General features: G+C 58.7%; 12 protein-coding genes. 7 read left to right on the forward strand and 5 right to left on the reverse strand.

Translation table 11 applies throughout. The features are described from left to right. Window positions 1-138 precede the first annotated feature (138 nt). The 5 genes from M727_RS0114585 to M727_RS0114605 form a co-directional block, all read right to left on the reverse strand. On the reverse strand, window positions 139-1089 hold the full coding sequence (locus M727_RS0114585; protein ID WP_027153309.1) for a hypothetical protein: 951 nt from the start codon (window positions 1087-1089) through the stop codon (window positions 139-141). Continuing rightward, entirely contained in the window at window positions 1089-2975 is a 1887-nt protein-coding gene (locus M727_RS0114590) for a hypothetical protein (protein ID WP_027153310.1), read from the reverse strand. Before M727_RS0114590 ends, M727_RS0114585 begins: the two co-directional genes overlap by 1 nt. Continuing rightward, a complete protein-coding gene (locus M727_RS0114595; RefSeq protein ID WP_198032640.1) occupies window positions 2972-4177 on the reverse strand; it encodes a metallophosphoesterase in 1206 nt (401 codons plus the stop codon). The genes M727_RS0114590 and M727_RS0114595 overlap by 4 nt, the downstream gene beginning before the upstream one ends. After that, window positions 4174-5472, reverse strand: coding sequence for a DNA adenine methylase (locus M727_RS0114600; RefSeq protein WP_156941539.1), 1299 nt, complete (start codon window positions 5470-5472; stop codon window positions 4174-4176). The genes M727_RS0114595 and M727_RS0114600 overlap by 4 nt, the downstream gene beginning before the upstream one ends. 224 nt (window positions 5473-5696) lie before the next feature. Next, window positions 5697-6215 (reverse strand): hypothetical protein, encoded by a 519-nt coding sequence (locus tag M727_RS0114605; RefSeq protein ID WP_027153313.1) that lies wholly within the window; start codon window positions 6213-6215, stop codon window positions 5697-5699. A 428-nt stretch (window positions 6216-6643) separates the two neighbouring features. Here M727_RS0114605 and ligD point away from each other — a divergent pair, with 428 nt between their 5' ends. The 7 genes from ligD (at window position 6644) to M727_RS0114645 (ending at window position 16172) form a co-directional block, all read left to right on the forward strand. Beyond that, window positions 6644-8542, forward strand: a complete 1899-nt coding sequence (ligD, locus tag M727_RS0114615) for a DNA ligase D (RefSeq protein WP_084646731.1) — start codon at window positions 6644-6646, stop codon at window positions 8540-8542. Window positions 8543-8649: 107 nt separating this feature from the next. After that, window positions 8650-10311, forward strand: a complete 1662-nt coding sequence (locus M727_RS0114620; RefSeq protein ID WP_027153316.1) for a DNA polymerase/3'-5' exonuclease PolX — start codon at window positions 8650-8652, stop codon at window positions 10309-10311. 365 nt (window positions 10312-10676) lie between these two features. Continuing rightward, a complete protein-coding gene (locus M727_RS36455; protein ID WP_156941540.1) occupies window positions 10677-11453 on the forward strand; it encodes a DeoR/GlpR family DNA-binding transcription regulator in 777 nt (258 codons plus the stop codon). 225 nt (window positions 11454-11678) lie between these two features. Beyond that, window positions 11679-13241, forward strand: a complete 1563-nt coding sequence (locus M727_RS0114630; RefSeq protein WP_027153317.1) for an ABC transporter substrate-binding protein — start codon at window positions 11679-11681, stop codon at window positions 13239-13241. A gap of 5 nt (window positions 13242-13246) precedes the next feature. Further along, complete coding sequence (locus M727_RS0114635) at window positions 13247-14272, forward strand: ABC transporter ATP-binding protein (RefSeq protein ID WP_027153318.1); 1026 nt, start codon at window positions 13247-13249, stop codon at window positions 14270-14272. Further along, window positions 14269-15231 (forward strand): ABC transporter ATP-binding protein, encoded by a 963-nt coding sequence (locus M727_RS0114640; RefSeq protein ID WP_027153319.1) that lies wholly within the window; start codon window positions 14269-14271, stop codon window positions 15229-15231. Before M727_RS0114635 ends, M727_RS0114640 begins: the two co-directional genes overlap by 4 nt. Continuing rightward, window positions 15228-16172 carry an ABC transporter permease gene (locus tag M727_RS0114645; RefSeq protein ID WP_036262251.1) on the forward strand — a complete coding sequence of 315 codons (945 nt, stop codon included), beginning with the start codon at window positions 15228-15230 and terminating at the stop codon, window positions 16170-16172. Before M727_RS0114640 ends, M727_RS0114645 begins: the two co-directional genes overlap by 4 nt. Window positions 16173-16211: the final 39 nt, after the last annotated feature.

Here is a 16211-nt window from a genome sequence, read left to right on the forward strand (position 1 = left end):
CCCGCATGGCGGAGAGGCGGCGCGTTGATGATCGGCAGGGTCGGGGCCGGATACGGTTATAGGGTCTGGTCTGGCTTCCTTAGCAGCACGCGCGCAAAAACAGACGTTAAGAATGGTAATACATCGGTACGGCAACACTCATTGCGTAATTGGGGGGTGACGTGCGAAACGGGTCTGCAATGTGACGATCTTGCCGCTAGCTTTCCGATCACCGGGTTTGGCGAATGTTTCACCACTCACGCGCCACACGGTAATCTCTGGCTCGTAGGTCCGGGCAATAAGCAAACAACATAGGCAGAAAATCTTCGGGCCAAAGGGAACGAGAACCGGCCGGGAGGATTGGAGTAGGCCGAACACAAGGTTTTCAAGTATGGCGTGGACTCGCGCCGGCGCGTCCACCTGGTAGTTCATCACGCGCTCGTCCCTGAGCATTTCCTTGAGATTACGATTTGCCTGATTTACGGCGTCGTCATACCGCCGATCCTCTCCCCTCGGAACGAAAACCCAGACGTTGGTAGGCTCGAGGTACTCGATGGTGCCAAGTGCGAGGTCATGTTCGTAACCCAAGCCAACCAGGGCCGTGATCGGGCGCTCAGGAGTTGCGGTCCAACCTGCATAATCGGACGTGACAGGCTCCGTCACCGCAACCGGTGCGTGCTCGGCGTTCTCCTTGACGAATTCTGCGGGGAGGTAGACAAATGTCACAGTTACACTGAGCGCGCGTTCGACCTTGCTCAGCTCAAATACTATATCAGCAAGCATGGGGCGTGACATAGATGAGATATCGACGAGAATAGAGAAATCCCGTTCCGCGTCGGCAGGGTGGTTTTCTATAGCCGTGGCTAACAGTTGTGGGAGCGTACCGGAGTCCTTCGGCAAAATCTCGAAGTGTGTGCTGTTAAGAAAGTCACGGTTGCTCAAATATGCGGCGTAATCCTCCTCGGGAAATGCCAGCGCGATCTTCCGTTTCGCATTTATCAGGTCATGTCGAGCGAGGTGGCTGGACCTAGTCTCATAGCCGAGTGTTCCGATAAACAAATCAAACCGGTCACCCAACGATCCGTCGCCGATAATTTCTATGCCGAGCATTACAGCTCTCCACCGAACAGCGGAACGGAGCTCTCGCGATCGTCGGCAAGCAGACGTTGAAGTGAGCCCTCGCGCCCAAGCAGCAAGGGTAGGTCGTAGTTCGTTGCGAGCATGTAGGAGAGACGGAAGCGCTTTCCGCGAATGGAGCTAGCAATGGCCTCTGCGCCGGAATCGGGCACCAGGATGATCGCACCGGCGTTCAACGCCCGGCCCAGCGCGAGAAGAAGACCATCGGAGATATTTGCGTCGACCGTGAACGACAGCACCGGATCAGGTGAGAAGTCGTCGATAATGATGTGACGGCGAAAGCGCGTGCCGAGAGCATCCAGCAACGTTAGCAACCCACGGGATGCCATCTGCTTGTGGCGGAACGGGCTCGTACCGTCGGGTACATAGGGGATGGTGCGTAGGAGCGCGCGAAACCGGTTAGCAGCAGTCGATATCGCAGTTGCCTGGACGGCACGCGGCACGCGTTGTCGGTCATCCTTGAACCGCCTGATCATTGGGCCCATGAGGCCAATCAACCAGCGAGGATTGCCCTCTACGACCGCGAGCAGTGCATCGACGCCGTAATAGATGTTGGCGTTCTTGCGGCTGCGGCCGAGCCGTTGCCCACCGCCGATCGCCTGCGGCTCTGAGCGATAGGCTTCGCGCACCATAACGATTGAAGTGACCTTGCGAATGATGCTTGCTCGTTCAGCCGAGGGCAGCTCGTGCATCCGGTCGAGATCGACCCGGTTCTCGCTGATATATGTAGCAAAGCTCGGATCCTTGATGGCCAGTCGCTTGTATCGTTTGTGCAGATCGGTTCCTGGGCGGTAGTCCGATGACTGCGCGCCTGAAGCTTCTTCGCGCATCGCGATCGAGGCGGTACCAAAGATGTCTTCCGGAGCGACACCGGTACAGCCAGCGTCCGCAATCATAGCTTCGACGAGGGCGCGTGAGAACTGGAACCCTTGCTCCTTGCGTGCATACCAAAGTTCGATGGGCTGATAATCTTGCGCCGGCATCGCTGAGATCGCAGTGTTAAGCAGCCCGGCATCCTGATGGTAGGGGCTGAGCGACAACTTAAAAAGCAGGTTCGAGTTCGTGCTGCGCAAGGCCCTGAGCAGCGCCTGACGGATTGCCTGGGGTGCGATTTCGAGCTCGTCGAATAGCAAAGCCCATTTGCGATATGGCTGGTCGGCATAGGTATTGAACTGTTCAATTCCGAAGGACACCGCCGACAGGGCGTCAAGGTAGAGAAACCGTGTCTCGGCCGCATTGGGGTCAAGCTCGCGCGCGCTGGCCAAAGCCAGCTGGTTGGCAATCTGGGCGATTCTCGACAGTCGACCCTGGAGAGCGGTCTGCAACGCGAACAATGTTGGCAGTTCGGGTGTGATCTCCCATTCCCTGGCGAGCGACCGAACTAGCGCAGCGATAGTCTCGCGATTCAGATTAACATAAAGGCGGGCAAGCGAGGGGATCTCGGCAATCGCGGAACTCATCGCTTCTTTCATCGCGCGTACCAGCGCCGATAACATATGAGTCGTGAAGGCCGAGAAGCCGAGCAACGTGCGTAGATTATCGGACAGCCTTGCTTCACCGAGGGCCGTCAGTTGCGCACCCCAGCTGATGTCCGCCGCAACAAACACCCCGGTGAAGTCAATCTTCATTCTAAAGCGGTCGGCGTCCTGATGCTTCCAGGACGCGAGCGCCGGCAGCTGCAGCATCTTTAGCAGCGTGGTTTTTCCACTGCCGCGCGGTCCGACCACGATACTATGATTTCTGAGTATCAGTTCGTCGAATTGGCGGGGCGGGATGAAGCGTTGCGCAACCTGGGTAGGATCAAGGTTGCGAGCATTGAAGGATTCAAAGACGCTCGGCGCTGACATGAGTGTATTCATGATCGCCCCACCTCGCAGATCATGCCATCCTTGAGTTGAGCTACAATCCCATGTGATGAGCGTAATCGCCGCACAACGGCTTCAAGTTCCTCCGGGCGCAGGAAGCGCAATCTGGGCATAGCGATAAGCAACTCCTCGCCGGTGATAACGTCTGTTTTGTCTTCCAGCTGTTTGGCAATCGTCGTCGCGATCGTACGGGCGGATTCCCGCCAGCCAAAACCGACTTGATGCGGCAGGCCTGAGCCGACGCCCGCGGGTTGCCAGCCGGACATATTGATCCAGTCCCATGCGGTTACTGTTCCGGCCAAATCCAGCTCCAACGCATCGAGATCATCTATTGGGATCTCAATGATGTAGAACTGATTTCGCGCGCGGCTGGCAATCTTTTGGTATAGAAATGCGCTCAGCGATCCGGCCGAGAAAATGATCGGCGATGATGCTCCGCCAGAGGCATAAGCGAGGCGAGGATAATGCTTGTGGCCATGGATCAATAGCCATGACCCATACTCACCTGAATCGAGTAGATCAATCAGTCGATCGCCTCCAACCATCTCGCTATAATCCTCTTCATTGACCGGATTATGCGTAACGGGGTGATGATGACAGACCAGGATGTTGATCCGCTTCTCGCCGCTGGTGAGCGCCATGCGAAGCGCAGAAATCGTCTTCGAGCTGATCCGGCCGTGACGAAATTCGGGCTTGGCATCCGATCCATAGCCATGCAACGCGGATGAGTTGAGCAGTAAGATTCGCACATCCTCAAGCTCGACGATTACGAAATTGCGTGACCAGAAGCGGTCGCAGAGGGCTTCGTCAACGCCCGGAAACATTGGATCCAGCGATTGAAGATTGCCCTTAGGGTCATGATCGTCGTGCTGGTTGCGAGAATCGATGTCATGATTTCCTGCCGTGGCTAGGAGATGCTTGGCTCCTAGCTGATACTTCAGCTCATTGAGTTTGTTCCAGGCAAATATCAGCGCGGCTGGATCAGCTTTGTCCGACAAGTCTCCCGGACAGATCAGCAGGTCTGCGCTCAGCTTGTCACGTTGGATGATATCGGCAAGGCCGCGTAGCGGATGGCGCTCGGGCGCATCCTGAGCATCGGCTGTGCCGATCGTCGACGGGCTTTTGGAATCTTCGGACGAGCCGTTGAACACGTGGAGATCGCTCACTACGGCAATCTTAAGGGTACGAGTTGTCACGCAGCGATATCCTCCACCTCGGCGATTGGGGCTGGCCCAGTTCGTCGCGAGGCAAGTGCTCCGCCGGCATCTTTGCCGTGCCAGCGCGCGAGAGGGTCCTGATAGGCGACAAAAATATTCTCATCGACTGCTTGCTTCTGCGCACCTTTTGATCCGCCCATCGTTGAATGGAGATGCGGGATGACAAGTGGCTGGTCGACGTGCGCAAACTTTTCCAATAGCAATTCGAGCACGCGCTCGGTCGAGTCCTTCAGCAGGCCATTAGTCGGGTAGCTGAGTATAAAGACAGATGGGAGCTTGGCGGCAGCGGAAACTAGCTCCTTGAAGGAGCCGTCAACGCCGGCCTTGAGCGAGAAGCCGGAGGTGAACCGGTCGGGTCGATACTGACCTTTGCTTGAAACCTTCGGGTAGTCGTATAGGACGGCGTTCTCGAGCACATGGTAGTACCGAGAATATTGATCGCTGGTATAAGGCGGGTCCGCGTATATAACCGCGGGCTGCCGCACATTCCTCGATAATTTCTTGAGCAGCGTGGTGGCGTCCGACTTGAAAACGCGGTTGCTACGCCGCCAAGCAACGTAGCCAAGCGGACGGCTTTCGCGAAGCGCGGTCGACCATATCGACCAGCAGTTCAGTCTCCGCTTGCGGACCACGCGTCGAATGTTGGCATAACTCGGATACAAGTATTGGGCAAAATGGCCTGTGGAATTGCTGACCGTTGAAATCGTCTGACACAACGCCAACACCATCCAGCGATGCTCCTCGGCGGTCACCTCGCCTGCGTCTATCAGATGGTCGGCAGCGTAGCGGATCGAATCGAGGTCGATTGCCTGGCGTATCCCGAGATAGGTCGCCCCGTGCAAGCCGGTAAAGAGGCAATGGACCTTCTGGCGGCGCAGCGTGCTGATTTTCTCGTCAATTTGCGACATGGTCGCGATGAGCTCGCGTGCGCCTTCCGCGTCGTTGGTTGAGAGTGCTCGCTCCTCATTAGCAAGCGCCTCGCTGAATGTTGCTTCAAGCCCGGTACGATTGATAGCAAACGGCATTTCTGCGCGTTCAATGATGCTATGCGCCGTTCTGAACGGTCGGGCGGCCCGAAACTTCTGACCGGTAAGAAGCGTCGAGAAGCTCTGCACGTCATTGGACCAGATCGAGCGCTGGGTGCCAATTTGTGAGCCAACGGCGGCGATGCCCGAAAACAGGTCGAGAAATGGGCCGTTGGCCATGTCCGCGACGAGATCGGCGATTTGGGGCGCCAAGAGCTTTTTCGAGCCCATGTAGGTGAAGTCTGCCACGATCGCGTTACTCGGCCTTGCCCCTGGCCTTAGGTCGACGCCGCCCTATGGCATACACCCCAAGCCTATTCCCCGCGGGCGGACTTTAGGGATTTTACCCCTGACATGCTAGAGGAGTCATCGTCATGGCCGTGTACAAATGTCCGCTTTCAGGCGACCGGATGAACCGCTGAAACGGCGTGCAATGGGCGCGTCTCGCTCCTTTCTCTGCGGCCATACATACGTCACGTGTGATCGCGGAAATTCAAGATCGATGCTCGAACGTATTGCGGAATATTGAGGTAGGCAGACCACGCCGCTTTTCCCAAATGCCCGCGAAGCTTGACCTCACTGCTCAATGGATTCTCGGCTGGGTTGCCGCAATCTGGAACAATGTGGATGGCATGGATGATTTTGTTGCAGGCCTGGTCGAACGTAAGAGGGATCTCTTGATCGCTATTGAGGATGTCCGGGTGAAGTGTCCCACACTTTAGGATAATCGGCTGGTGCTGATGCTCTGCAGGGTCAGCGCGCAAGCGACTCATATGTTCTAGGTGAATGCGATTGGCGACCGCAGTGCCTACAAGTAGGTGGGTAATCTCGTCAGCGAAGTGAGCGTCCCGCATCAGCCGAAGCGGGTCATCTGGCTTCGGTGCGAGTTCGAAAAGTTGCTCGTCGCCACTGAACACCAGAAACAGGCGGTAGACGTCTCGAATGGCAATCGACGAATTCAGCTCGAAATTATTGCGTCCGTAGGTGGCCAAATAGCGTCTCCTTGTCTTTATGGCTTGCCATAATAGCTTTGGCTGCCACTCCCAGACTAAACTGGGTGTCCGCTTTTAGCCCGTTCAAGATGATCGGTGAATGTCTCGAATAGGGCGCAAAGCTGACAGGCCGTTTAGGGGACCGGAACCGGAATGGCGGGCTTCTAAAGCCGATGGCAGAAGGCGGATACGCTGTGGCGGCATTTGAGGGCACGTTCCTGCTCTTGATTATTGCCAGTGAGCTGTGCGCGCAAATCGGGAAAATGGAAGGGCCGGAGGCAGGAGCACGGCCTCAGGCCGAGGCGCTAATCAAGCGAGTCGCCAATGATCGCGAAAAGCTCAATACGGCCTGCAGCGAAACTAAAGAAGTAGTCGCGCGTCGGACGCGGATAACGCTATTTCGTCTCTGGAGTATGGTTTAGGTCAGAGTGGTCAAACCAACGTCGCATAAGGCAATCAATGGGTCGAGCGCTAGTCAAGCGAAGTCGCCCGCTCGTGACGAGGTCACTTTAGCGCCGCCCGCTTTCCGGCCGGTCCAGCTCGCAACGCTCGTGGACACGGTCCCTTCCGGCGATCGTTGGATCCATGAGATGAAATACGACGGCTATCGTATTCTCGTTGCCGTCGGCGGTGGCGAGGCGCGAGCCTACACACGATCTGGTCTGGACTGGTCTAGCCGTTTTCCCTCGATCCTCTCCGAGGCTCGCAAGCTCAAGGTGCGCTCCGCCCTGATTGACGGCGAGGCCGTGGTTGTCGATGCGGAAGGAAGATCTAACTTCCAGGCGCTTCAGAATGCATTGAAGGGTGCCCCGGCGACTATCGACTTTTATGCGTTCGATCTGCTGCAGCTCGACGGCGAAGATCTGACAAGGCTTCCTCTTCTTGAGCGCAAGGCGAAGCTGGAGGCGATCTTGGCTGCGAAAAATCCGGTCCTTCATTACTCCGACCATATCCTCGGCCGCGGAGAAGAGCTGCTCGATCGCTTCTGCGCAGCCGGCCTTGAGGGCGTCATTTCAAAGCTCGCGGATTCGAGTTATGTGGCGGCCCGCGGCGCAAGCTGGCTGAAGATCAAATGCATCAGGCGGCAGGAATTTGTGATTGTCGGCTGGACGCCGTCCGACAAGGTCCGCGCGTTTCGGTCCTTGATCCTTGGCGTTCATGACGGCGGCAAGCTGCGTTACGCCGGGAAAGTCGGCACCGGCTTCGATACCGCTGAACTTCTTCGTCTCTTGAAGATCATGGCGCCGCTTGAGCAGAAGGCCGCGACCGTCGACGCACCACGCGCCGAAGTGCGCGGCGCACACTGGCTCCGTCCGAAACTGGTCGCTGAGATTGCCTTCACCGAAATGACAAATGAAGGGACGTTACGACATCCGAGCTATCTTGGTCTCCGCGAAGACAAGAAGCCGGAGGCGGTCGTCCTCGAGACGGAACGTCATGCAGCCGATCTTGCCGCGTCTGCGACAACCGCCATCGCGATAAGTAACCGTGACCGCGTCATCTATCCGGAGTCCAACATCACCAAGGGACAGCTCGCCGACCATTACGCAGCGGTCGCGGCGATCATGCTTCCTTGGGTTGGCAGCCGGCCGATCAGTCTGGTTCGATGCCCACAGGGCCGCGCGAAGAAGTGCTTCTTCCAAAAACACGACGCCGGCAGCTTTGGCGACAAAGTCCACCACATCGGCATCACGGAGAAGGACGGGCACGAGGAACCATATCTCTATGTCGACGATGCCGACGGACTGATGACTTGCGTCCAGATGGGAACGATTGAGCTGCATGGATGGGGGGCTCGGATTGAGGATGTCGAAAAGGCCGACCGCCTCGTGTTCGACCTCGACCCCGATGAAGGCCTCGATTTTGAGGCCGTCCGCGCCGCTGCCTTTCAGTTCCGCGCTATCCTTAAATCGCTGGGCCTTACGACTTTCCCGATGCTGACGGGAGGCAAAGGAGTGCACGTCATCGCGCCCCTCACCCCTGGCGCCGAGTGGCCAGAGGTGAAGGACTTCGCGTCTCGCCTGGAGCAGGCGGTCGCCCAGAGTGATCCGGCCCATTTCACGGCCGTGTTGTCAAAGGCGCGCCGCAAGGGTCGCATCTTTGTGGACTATCTACGTAATCAGCGCGGGGCGACCGCGATCATGCCCTACAGCGCAAGATCACGTCCGGGCGCCCCTGTCGCGGCACCGATTACGTGGGCAGAGATGAAGACAATAGATGCGCCCTCTCATTTCCACGTTGGCGATGCTCCTGAATTAAAAAAACGCGCAGCCTCCAAAGCTCTGGCGGGATGGGGTCGCGCTGACCAATCCTTGCCCAATCTGTAGCGTCCGACGCGGGAAGAGGCAGTAAAGCCGGGATTTAAAGGGCAACGCGGCGCTCATGGCCTTGCCTGATTGGAACCTGCGGAGATCGGCCTCGTTTGGCTGAAGCCATGGCAAAAATCGATCCGAGGACCGTCGCCAGTCTTTTGAGGGAATACGCGCAACGGGCGTCTATGCGCGGCGACAATCCCTATCGCACAAAGGCATACTTGCGCGCGGCAGACAGTCTGACGGCGCTGTCGCAGCCGCTTGATCCGATCATCGCCACCGGCGCCCTCACCAAGATCCCGGGGATCGGTGACGCGATCGCAGACATCGTGACCAAGCTTTACCAAACCGGCACGCACCCAAGCCTTGAGCAGCTGCGCGAGGATGTTCCAGCGGGCGTGATGGAGCTGTTTGCCGTACCCGGGCTTCGTCCCGATAAGATACTGAAGCTTCATCAGGCGCTCGGCGTGAACTCGCTGGCGGAGCTCGAGGCCGCAGCAAGAGAAGACCGCATACGCCCAGTCAAAGGCCTCGGCGCCGCGCTTCAGACAAAACTCCTGCAGAACCTCGCCATCGTGCGAAGCGGCGAAACGCAACTTCATCTGCACAAGGCCGCCGCTCTTCTCGAACATGCGGTCATATCGGTGAAGCAACAGCATCCAGAGTTTTCGCGCGTCGAAATTGCAGGTGACTTCCGGCGCGGTTGCGAGCTCGTTTCCGACTTCGCCCTGGTAGCGCAGGGCAGAAAGTCGACTGGAATCGAGGATACGACCCTCAGGCTTGTTATCACGGACAGGAAGCACTTTGGCGCGAACCTGCTCGAAGCAACCGGTTCGGCAGACCACCTTGAGCAACTGAAGACGTTCGCGGCCGACAAGGGATTCACCCTAAACGCTGACGGGCTTCATCGCGGGAGAAAGCTGATCGCGTCAGCGACAGAAGAAGAAATCTACCAAGCTCTAGACTTGCAGTTTATCGAGCCTGAATTGCGCGAAGGCAGGGACGAGATTGAGAGGGCGGCAAAGCAGAAGCTACCCGCCCTCATTCGGGATGAAGATCTGCATGGCATCCTGCATTCTCACACGACCGCATCCGATGGCACCGAAACGCTTGAGGAAATGGCTGAAGCCACGCGCAAGCGCGGTTTCGAATACTATGGTGTCGCAGATCATTCGCAGTCCGCTCACTACGCAGGCGGCCTTTCGTTGCAGGAGATTGCTGAACAGCACCGCGAAGCTGACCGGCTGAACAAGGCTTACAATGGAAGATTTCGCATACTAAAGGGCATCGAAGCGGACATCCTGGCGGATGGCTCGCTCGATTACCCGAATCATATCTTGGAGCAGTTCGATTTTGTCGTCGCCAGCGTGCACAGCCGCTTCAAGTTGCCCAAGAAGGAACAGACGGAGCGTATCATTGAGGCGATCGGAAATCCTCGGACGACAATCATCGGGCACATGACCGGTCGCCAGCTGTTGCGCCGGCCCGGTTATGATCTCGACGTCGACAAAGTCCTCAAAGCGTGTGCGAAACACGGCGTCGCTGTCGAAATCAACGCACATCCTTGGCGACTCGACCTCGACTGGCGCTGGCATCAAAAGGCACTCGATCAGGGCTGCATCTTCAGCATCAATCCGGACGCTCATTCGATCCGCGAGCTCGACCACATGCATTGGGGTGTCGAGATGGCGCGCAAGGGCGGTGTCCCTGCGAAGCGGGTCCTGAACGCGATGCGTTTGACGGCCCTCCTTGCGCATCTCGCACGTCGCAGGCAAACTTCGTAACCTGCTTGTGCGCCCGGGCTATCAGCGCAGGAGTCCGTCATTCTCAAAATCTTCCCAGCCGCGCAAACTGGAGTGCGAGTTCTCATCGGGGCCATAGCCAGCTGAAGCTGCAGTTCCGCGACCGCTTCTTTGAGCACGTTTCATAGCGGCCTTCCCCGCGGCTCGCCGCCTATTCTCTGCAGCTGTCGCTGCGTCCTGTTCGGATGAACGTTATCCAGGAGCGGCGGGGTCAGCTTAGTCCGCGGCCCGAGCGGCTTGCTTTACAAATGACGCTACGATCAGGCCAACCTGCTCTCCAAGATGGCGTTTGCGCTTTGAGCTGACTAGTTTCGCGCAAACACCGGCAAATACCGCAAGAGGGAAGAATGTCGCTTAGCCACAATCGCCACAAGAAGCTCATCGAAATGATCCAAGCGGATGGCGAAGTTCGTATCCGGGATCTGATACTGCAATTTAATATTTCCGAGGAGACCGCGCGGCGGGATATCAAACAGCTCGAGCAGGACGGCTTGGTCGTGCGCGTCCATGGTGGGGCCGTCGCCACGCAGCAGCCTAAGCTGCTGGCCGTCTCATCGCGCGCCATTTCTCAGCGCACGGAAAAGAACGCTATTGCCGAGATGGCGCTCGGTCTTCTCAAGCCCGGGCAGAATCTCTTCTTGGGGGGCGGCAGTACGGTGCTGTCATTGGCTCGCCGCATTTCCCCCCTGCCGGAGATGCGCATCGTCACCAACATGGTCGATATAGCCATCGCTGCTGCCGACGGCCGTCGGCATCGCGTCGTTATGCTGGGCGGTGAATTCAATCCCGATTTCCGGACCGTGACTGGATTCATTGGTCTGCGCACGCTGCGCGAACAGCAGATCGATGTCGCCTTCATCGGGGTCAATGCCGTGCATCCAACGCTAGGCGTCTTCGACCATGAGCAGGTCGGGCAGGATCTCGCCGCCACACTTTCCGAACAGGCGCGGAAAATCGTCGTTCTCGCCGATCACACCAAATTCGGCTTATCGGTGCGTTACCGGATCCTGCCCCATTCAGCGATTACCTCGATCATCACCGACCGGAAGCCGGCACTGGACGTGCTGAAGCAGATCGAAGCCGCTGGTGCCCAAGTCCTATATCCGCAGCAAAAACCGTCATAACCCGGCATAGATGGCCTTCTGAACCTGCTGCGGCATGTGCCTGGCCGGAATGCGATCATTTCACGATGGTTTGTGAAACGCATTTGCGTCTCCAATACAAATCCGGCATAATCCGTCTTAAGGCCACATAAAACCTTCACATAACTGCGGTATGTCTCTGCCCGTCCCGGGAAGGAAACGGAGTTCGCTCGGCTTGCCGTCCCGACAAACGGAGAGGGTTTTGACATGCAAACGACACGTCGCACATTTCTAGGCATGACGGCCCTTGCGGCTGGCGCGATGGCGTTGCCGCGGACCATCATGGCCGCAGGCGGCCAGCGGCCGAGCCTCAAGGTCGCCGTCCAGGATCTGCGCACCATTCTGGAACCGGTGGATAGCTCTTCCATCGCCAATGTTTCCTGGCGGGTGCAGTACAGCATTTTCGATCAGCTTCTGCGGACAGATTACAACGACAACTTCCGTCTGAATTTTGCGCTCGCAAAATCCTTGAAGCAGATTGATGCGAAGACGTATGAAATCGGCTTGCGCGACAATGTGAAGTTTCATGACGGCTCCACAATGACCGCGGATGATGTTGTTTTGTCACTTGGGCGGGATCGGCTGCGCGGCGAAAAGGCACCTGGTGCGGCCGTGCTTGCCAATTTCCTTTCCTCGCTGGCCGACGTGCAGAAGGTCGATGACCGCACTGTCCGTCTGTTCACCACGACAGAGGATCCGGTTTTCATCAACCGGCTTGGAGCATGGGGCACTCAAATCATCAGTGCCAAGGCATGGCATGCTGCCAAGAATTACGATGCATGGGCTGCAAAGCCGATCGGCACCGGTCCCTACAAGATTGGCGACGTGCGTAGCGGCGACGAGATCACGCTGGTCGCGCATGATGACTATTGGGGCGGCCAGCCGCCGTTTGCGTCGATCCGTTTCAAGCGGGTGCCGGAGATCGCCGCGCGCATCGCTGGGCTGCGGGCGGGCGATTACGATATCGTCACCGACATCACCCCGGATCACATTGCGGAGATCGAAGGCGTCAAGGGCCTTTCGGTCACCGGCGTCGAAACCATGTGGTTCCGCTTCCTCACATTCTCACCGCTCAAGACCCCCGTTTTGAAGGATGTCAACCTGCGTCGCGCGCTTGCTTGCGCCATTGATCGAGATGCACTGGCAGACGGCCTGTGGAACGGCCGGGCGAAGGCGCTCAATGGCTGGCAGTTGCCGATTTTCGGCGCAATCAACGATCCCGGGCGCAAGGGCGTGTCTTACGATCCGGCGCTGGTGAAGGAACTCCTCGCCAAGTCATCGTACAAAGGCGAGGAAATCCCCTACCCTTCCGTCGGCACCTATTATCCGATGCAGCTTGCCGATAATCAGGCGCTGGTCGAAATGTGGAAAGCCGTTGGCCTCAATGTCAAGCTGATCATGTGCGAGAACTGGACGCAGGTCGACAACCTCGGCGGCATCGCGGATACGTCGGGCGGTGCCTTCTACGCCGATCCCGTCTCCATGCTTTGGCAGATTATCGGCCCGACCAATGACCTGCAGGCAGGCGGCGGCTGGACCAATGCCGAATTCAACACGCTCGGCCATGAGCTTGAAACGACGACCGATGTCGCCAGGCGCCGGGCGGCCTTCAAACGGATGCAGGACATTGTCGAGATTGAGGACCCCTGTATCACACCACTGCACTCCATGCCCTTTATCTATGGGCAGAAGGCAGATGTTAGCTGGCAGCCCAGCCCGTTGCCGCAAATGTATCTTGGCCCGAAGATATCGCCTGAGCCGGTGGCCTGAGCTCCATGCTGAACAAGTCTTACCAGAACAGCGCGAGTCTCGCGCTGTTGCCGGTTCATGGCGTCACGCCATCCTCTGCCAACCCTGCCATCAAGATTGCCGACCTCACGGTCGCTTTCGGGGGTGTGCCTGTACTGCACGGTGTCGATCTCATTGTGGGCAAAGGCGAGGCCGTTGGTATTGTCGGCGAATCCGGCTGCGGCAAGTCCGTGACCTGGCGGGCGGTGCTGGATCTATTGCCGCGATCCGCCGAGGTTTCGGGCGAAGCCTGGCTTGGCGACCTCGATCTGATCGGCGCCCGGCCATCAGTTTTGGATCACGTGCGTGGCGGGCGTATTGCCATGATCTTCCAGGACCCGGCCGGCGCCCTGAATCCGGTGCATCGCATAGGCGCGCAGATTGCTGAAGCACTTCGCCTGCATGGCGGCTTGACCGGTCTCGCCGCTCGGGCTGAGACCCGTCGGCTGCTCGACCAAGTCGGCATCGCTGATGCTGCAAACAGGGTCAATGCCTATCCACACGAGTTGTCGGGCGGCCAGAACCAGCGCGTAATGATCGCCATTGCGCTTGCCGGCCGGCCCGAACTGCTGGTTGCCGACGAGCCGACGACTGCGCTCGATGCCACTGTGCAGGCACAGATCCTGTTGCTGCTCAAGGAGATCCAGCAAGACACCGGCATGGCCTTGGTGATGATAAGCCACGATCTAGCGGCAGTAGCGGCCATCTGTGATCGGGTTTGCGTCATGTATTCCGGACGGATCGTCGAGGCCGGATCGACACACACGCTTTTGACAGCGCCGGAGCACCCCTACACGCGCGACCTCATCGGTGCCATTCCGCCATCGTGTGGACCGCGCATACGGTTGACCGCCATAGCGGGCGCGCCACCGCAGCGAAACCTACCGCCTGGATGTGCCTACGCACCGCGCTGCAGGGACGCCGTCGCCGCATGCGGCGTGGTCCGACCGCAAGTGCGGCAGGTTTCTGCCGGGCATTCCGTGCATTGCCTGAAGGCTGCAGCCGAGCGATGACCTTGCTGCGTCTCGAAGGCATTTCCCGCCGCTTCCCGGTCGGCTCGGCGATTCTCGGGTCGCGGAAATATCTCGCTGCCGTCGATGGCGTGTCGCTGAACGTCGAGGCGGGGCAAACGACCGGCATTGTTGGCGAATCCGGTTGCGGCAAATCCACCACCGGCCGGATCGCGCTCGGCTTGGATTCGCCGGACAGCGGCCGGGTGCTGTTTCAAGACTCTTTGCTGCCGCGGATCGGCAGCAAACAGTGGCGGTCACAGCGGCGGCAGATGCAACTGGTCTTTCAGGACACGCTGGGGGCGCTCGACCGCCGCATGACGGTTGATGCCCTCATCGCCGAGCCGCTGGAGATTCACGGAGTTGGCGATGCCGCAAGCCGGCGGCAGCGGGTAAGGGAGCTGCTCCACGCCGTGGGACTTGGCGAAGACCACCACATGCTCTACCCGCATCAGCTTTCCGGCGGCCAGCGCCAGCGCGTCGTACTGGCGCGTGCGCTAGCACCGAAACCGTCGCTTCTTGTTTGCGACGAACCGGTCTCAGCGCTCGACGTCTCTGTACAGGCACAAATCGTCAACCTGCTGGTGGATCTTCAGCAGGAGCTTGGGCTCGGCATATTGTTCATCAGCCATGACTTGCGGATTGTGCGTCATGTCAGCGATCGCATTGCCGTTATGTATCTGGGCCGCGTCGTCGAGCAGGGGCGCACCGACGTCATCATTGACCACCCCGCACATCCCTATACCCAGGCGCTCGTATCGGCCATGCCGAGACTGCCAGGCGGCTTCGACCAGTATGTGCCGCTCTCGGGCGAGCCGCCGAGCGCCACCGATCGGCCTTCCGGGTGTCCGTTCCATTCACGCTGCCCTCTAGCGCAGGACATCTGCCGACAAAGCCTGCCCGAACTCCTGCCATTGGGATCGAAACGGGAGGTCGCCTGCCATCGTGTGAGGGATCGATGACCGCAACAATCATTCGTCTCGTTGGCCCGAAAGTCTTGCGTGCCGCACTTTCGGTCCTTGTTGTGGTGACCCTTACCTTCGTGGTGTTACGCGCGTCCGGAGATCCAGCCTTGCAAATTCTCGGTCCCAGCGCTCGTGCCGCCGACCTCGACGCCTTTCGCCGGCATTGGGGTCTCGATCAGCCGCTTTCTTTACAATATCTGCGCTACGTCCAGGCGGCGCTTCATGGCGACTTCGGCAATTCCATGCTGGGCGGAAAGCCGGCCCTGGATGCTGTGCTCGAGCGCGTGCCGCTGACATTGGCGCTGATGATCCCCTCGCTGATGCTCACAATGCTGATCGGGATTCCCGTCGGCGCCTATGCCGCCATGCATCGCGACAGCTGGGTCGACCGATCGGTTATGATGCTGACCGTTCTCGGCTTCACCGTACCGAGCTTCGTGCTCGGGCTGCTCCTGATCCTGATCTTTTCGGTCACTCTCGGCCTGTTCCCCTCGGGCGGCGCCGACCGGGCTGCCGGCTTCGTACTGCCGGTTTTGACGCTCGGCATTAGCGGTGCGGCCATCATCGCGCGTTTCACGCGCAGTGCCATGATCGAGGTACTGTTACAGCTATACGTCGTCGCGGCCAGCGCCAAGGGCGTGACCTGGCGGGAGGTGGTTCGCCATCATGCTCTCCCGAACGCGATCATCCCTGTGCTGACGCTGTTCGGCCTGATGCTAGGCGGACAAGTTGCAGGCGCGGTCCTGGTGGAGAATGTATTCGGCTGGCCCGGCATCGGCCAGTTGCTGGTGGTCTCGGTCGCCAACCGCGACCTCGCCGTGGTTCAGGTCATCCTTCTGCTTGTCACGCTAACCATGACATCGGCCAACCTCCTGATGGACCTGCTTTATGGCGTTTTCGATCCGCGCTTGCGGACCTCGTCCGCTGGATCGCATTGAGAAATGCCGGTCATGGCGCCCAGCCTTCAGACGATATAC

Source organism: Mesorhizobium sp. WSM2561 (assembly GCF_000513915.1).
GTDB classification, from domain to species: domain Bacteria; phylum Pseudomonadota; class Alphaproteobacteria; order Rhizobiales; family Rhizobiaceae; genus Mesorhizobium; species Mesorhizobium muleiense.

Excerpts from the sequence above, each read along its gene's own strand:
- M727_RS0114640 (WP_027153319.1), top strand. The coding sequence starts at position 14,269 with ATGACCTTGCTGCGTCTCGAAGGCATTTCCCGCCGCTTCCCGGTCGGC.
- M727_RS36455 (WP_156941540.1), top strand. The coding sequence starts at position 10,677 with ATGTCGCTTAGCCACAATCGCCACAAGAAGCTCATCGAAATGATCCAA.
- M727_RS0114635 (WP_027153318.1), top strand. The coding sequence starts at position 13,247 with ATGCTGAACAAGTCTTACCAGAACAGCGCGAGTCTCGCGCTGTTGCCG.
- M727_RS0114585 (WP_027153309.1), bottom strand. The coding sequence starts at position 1,089 with ATGCTCGGCATAGAAATTATCGGCGACGGATCGTTGGGTGACCGGTTT.
- M727_RS0114630 (WP_027153317.1), top strand. The coding sequence starts at position 11,679 with ATGCAAACGACACGTCGCACATTTCTAGGCATGACGGCCCTTGCGGCT.
- M727_RS0114590 (WP_027153310.1), bottom strand. The coding sequence starts at position 2,975 with ATGAATACACTCATGTCAGCGCCGAGCGTCTTTGAATCCTTCAATGCT.
- M727_RS0114645 (WP_036262251.1), top strand. The coding sequence starts at position 15,228 with ATGACCGCAACAATCATTCGTCTCGTTGGCCCGAAAGTCTTGCGTGCC.
- M727_RS0114620 (WP_027153316.1), top strand. The coding sequence starts at position 8,650 with ATGGCAAAAATCGATCCGAGGACCGTCGCCAGTCTTTTGAGGGAATAC.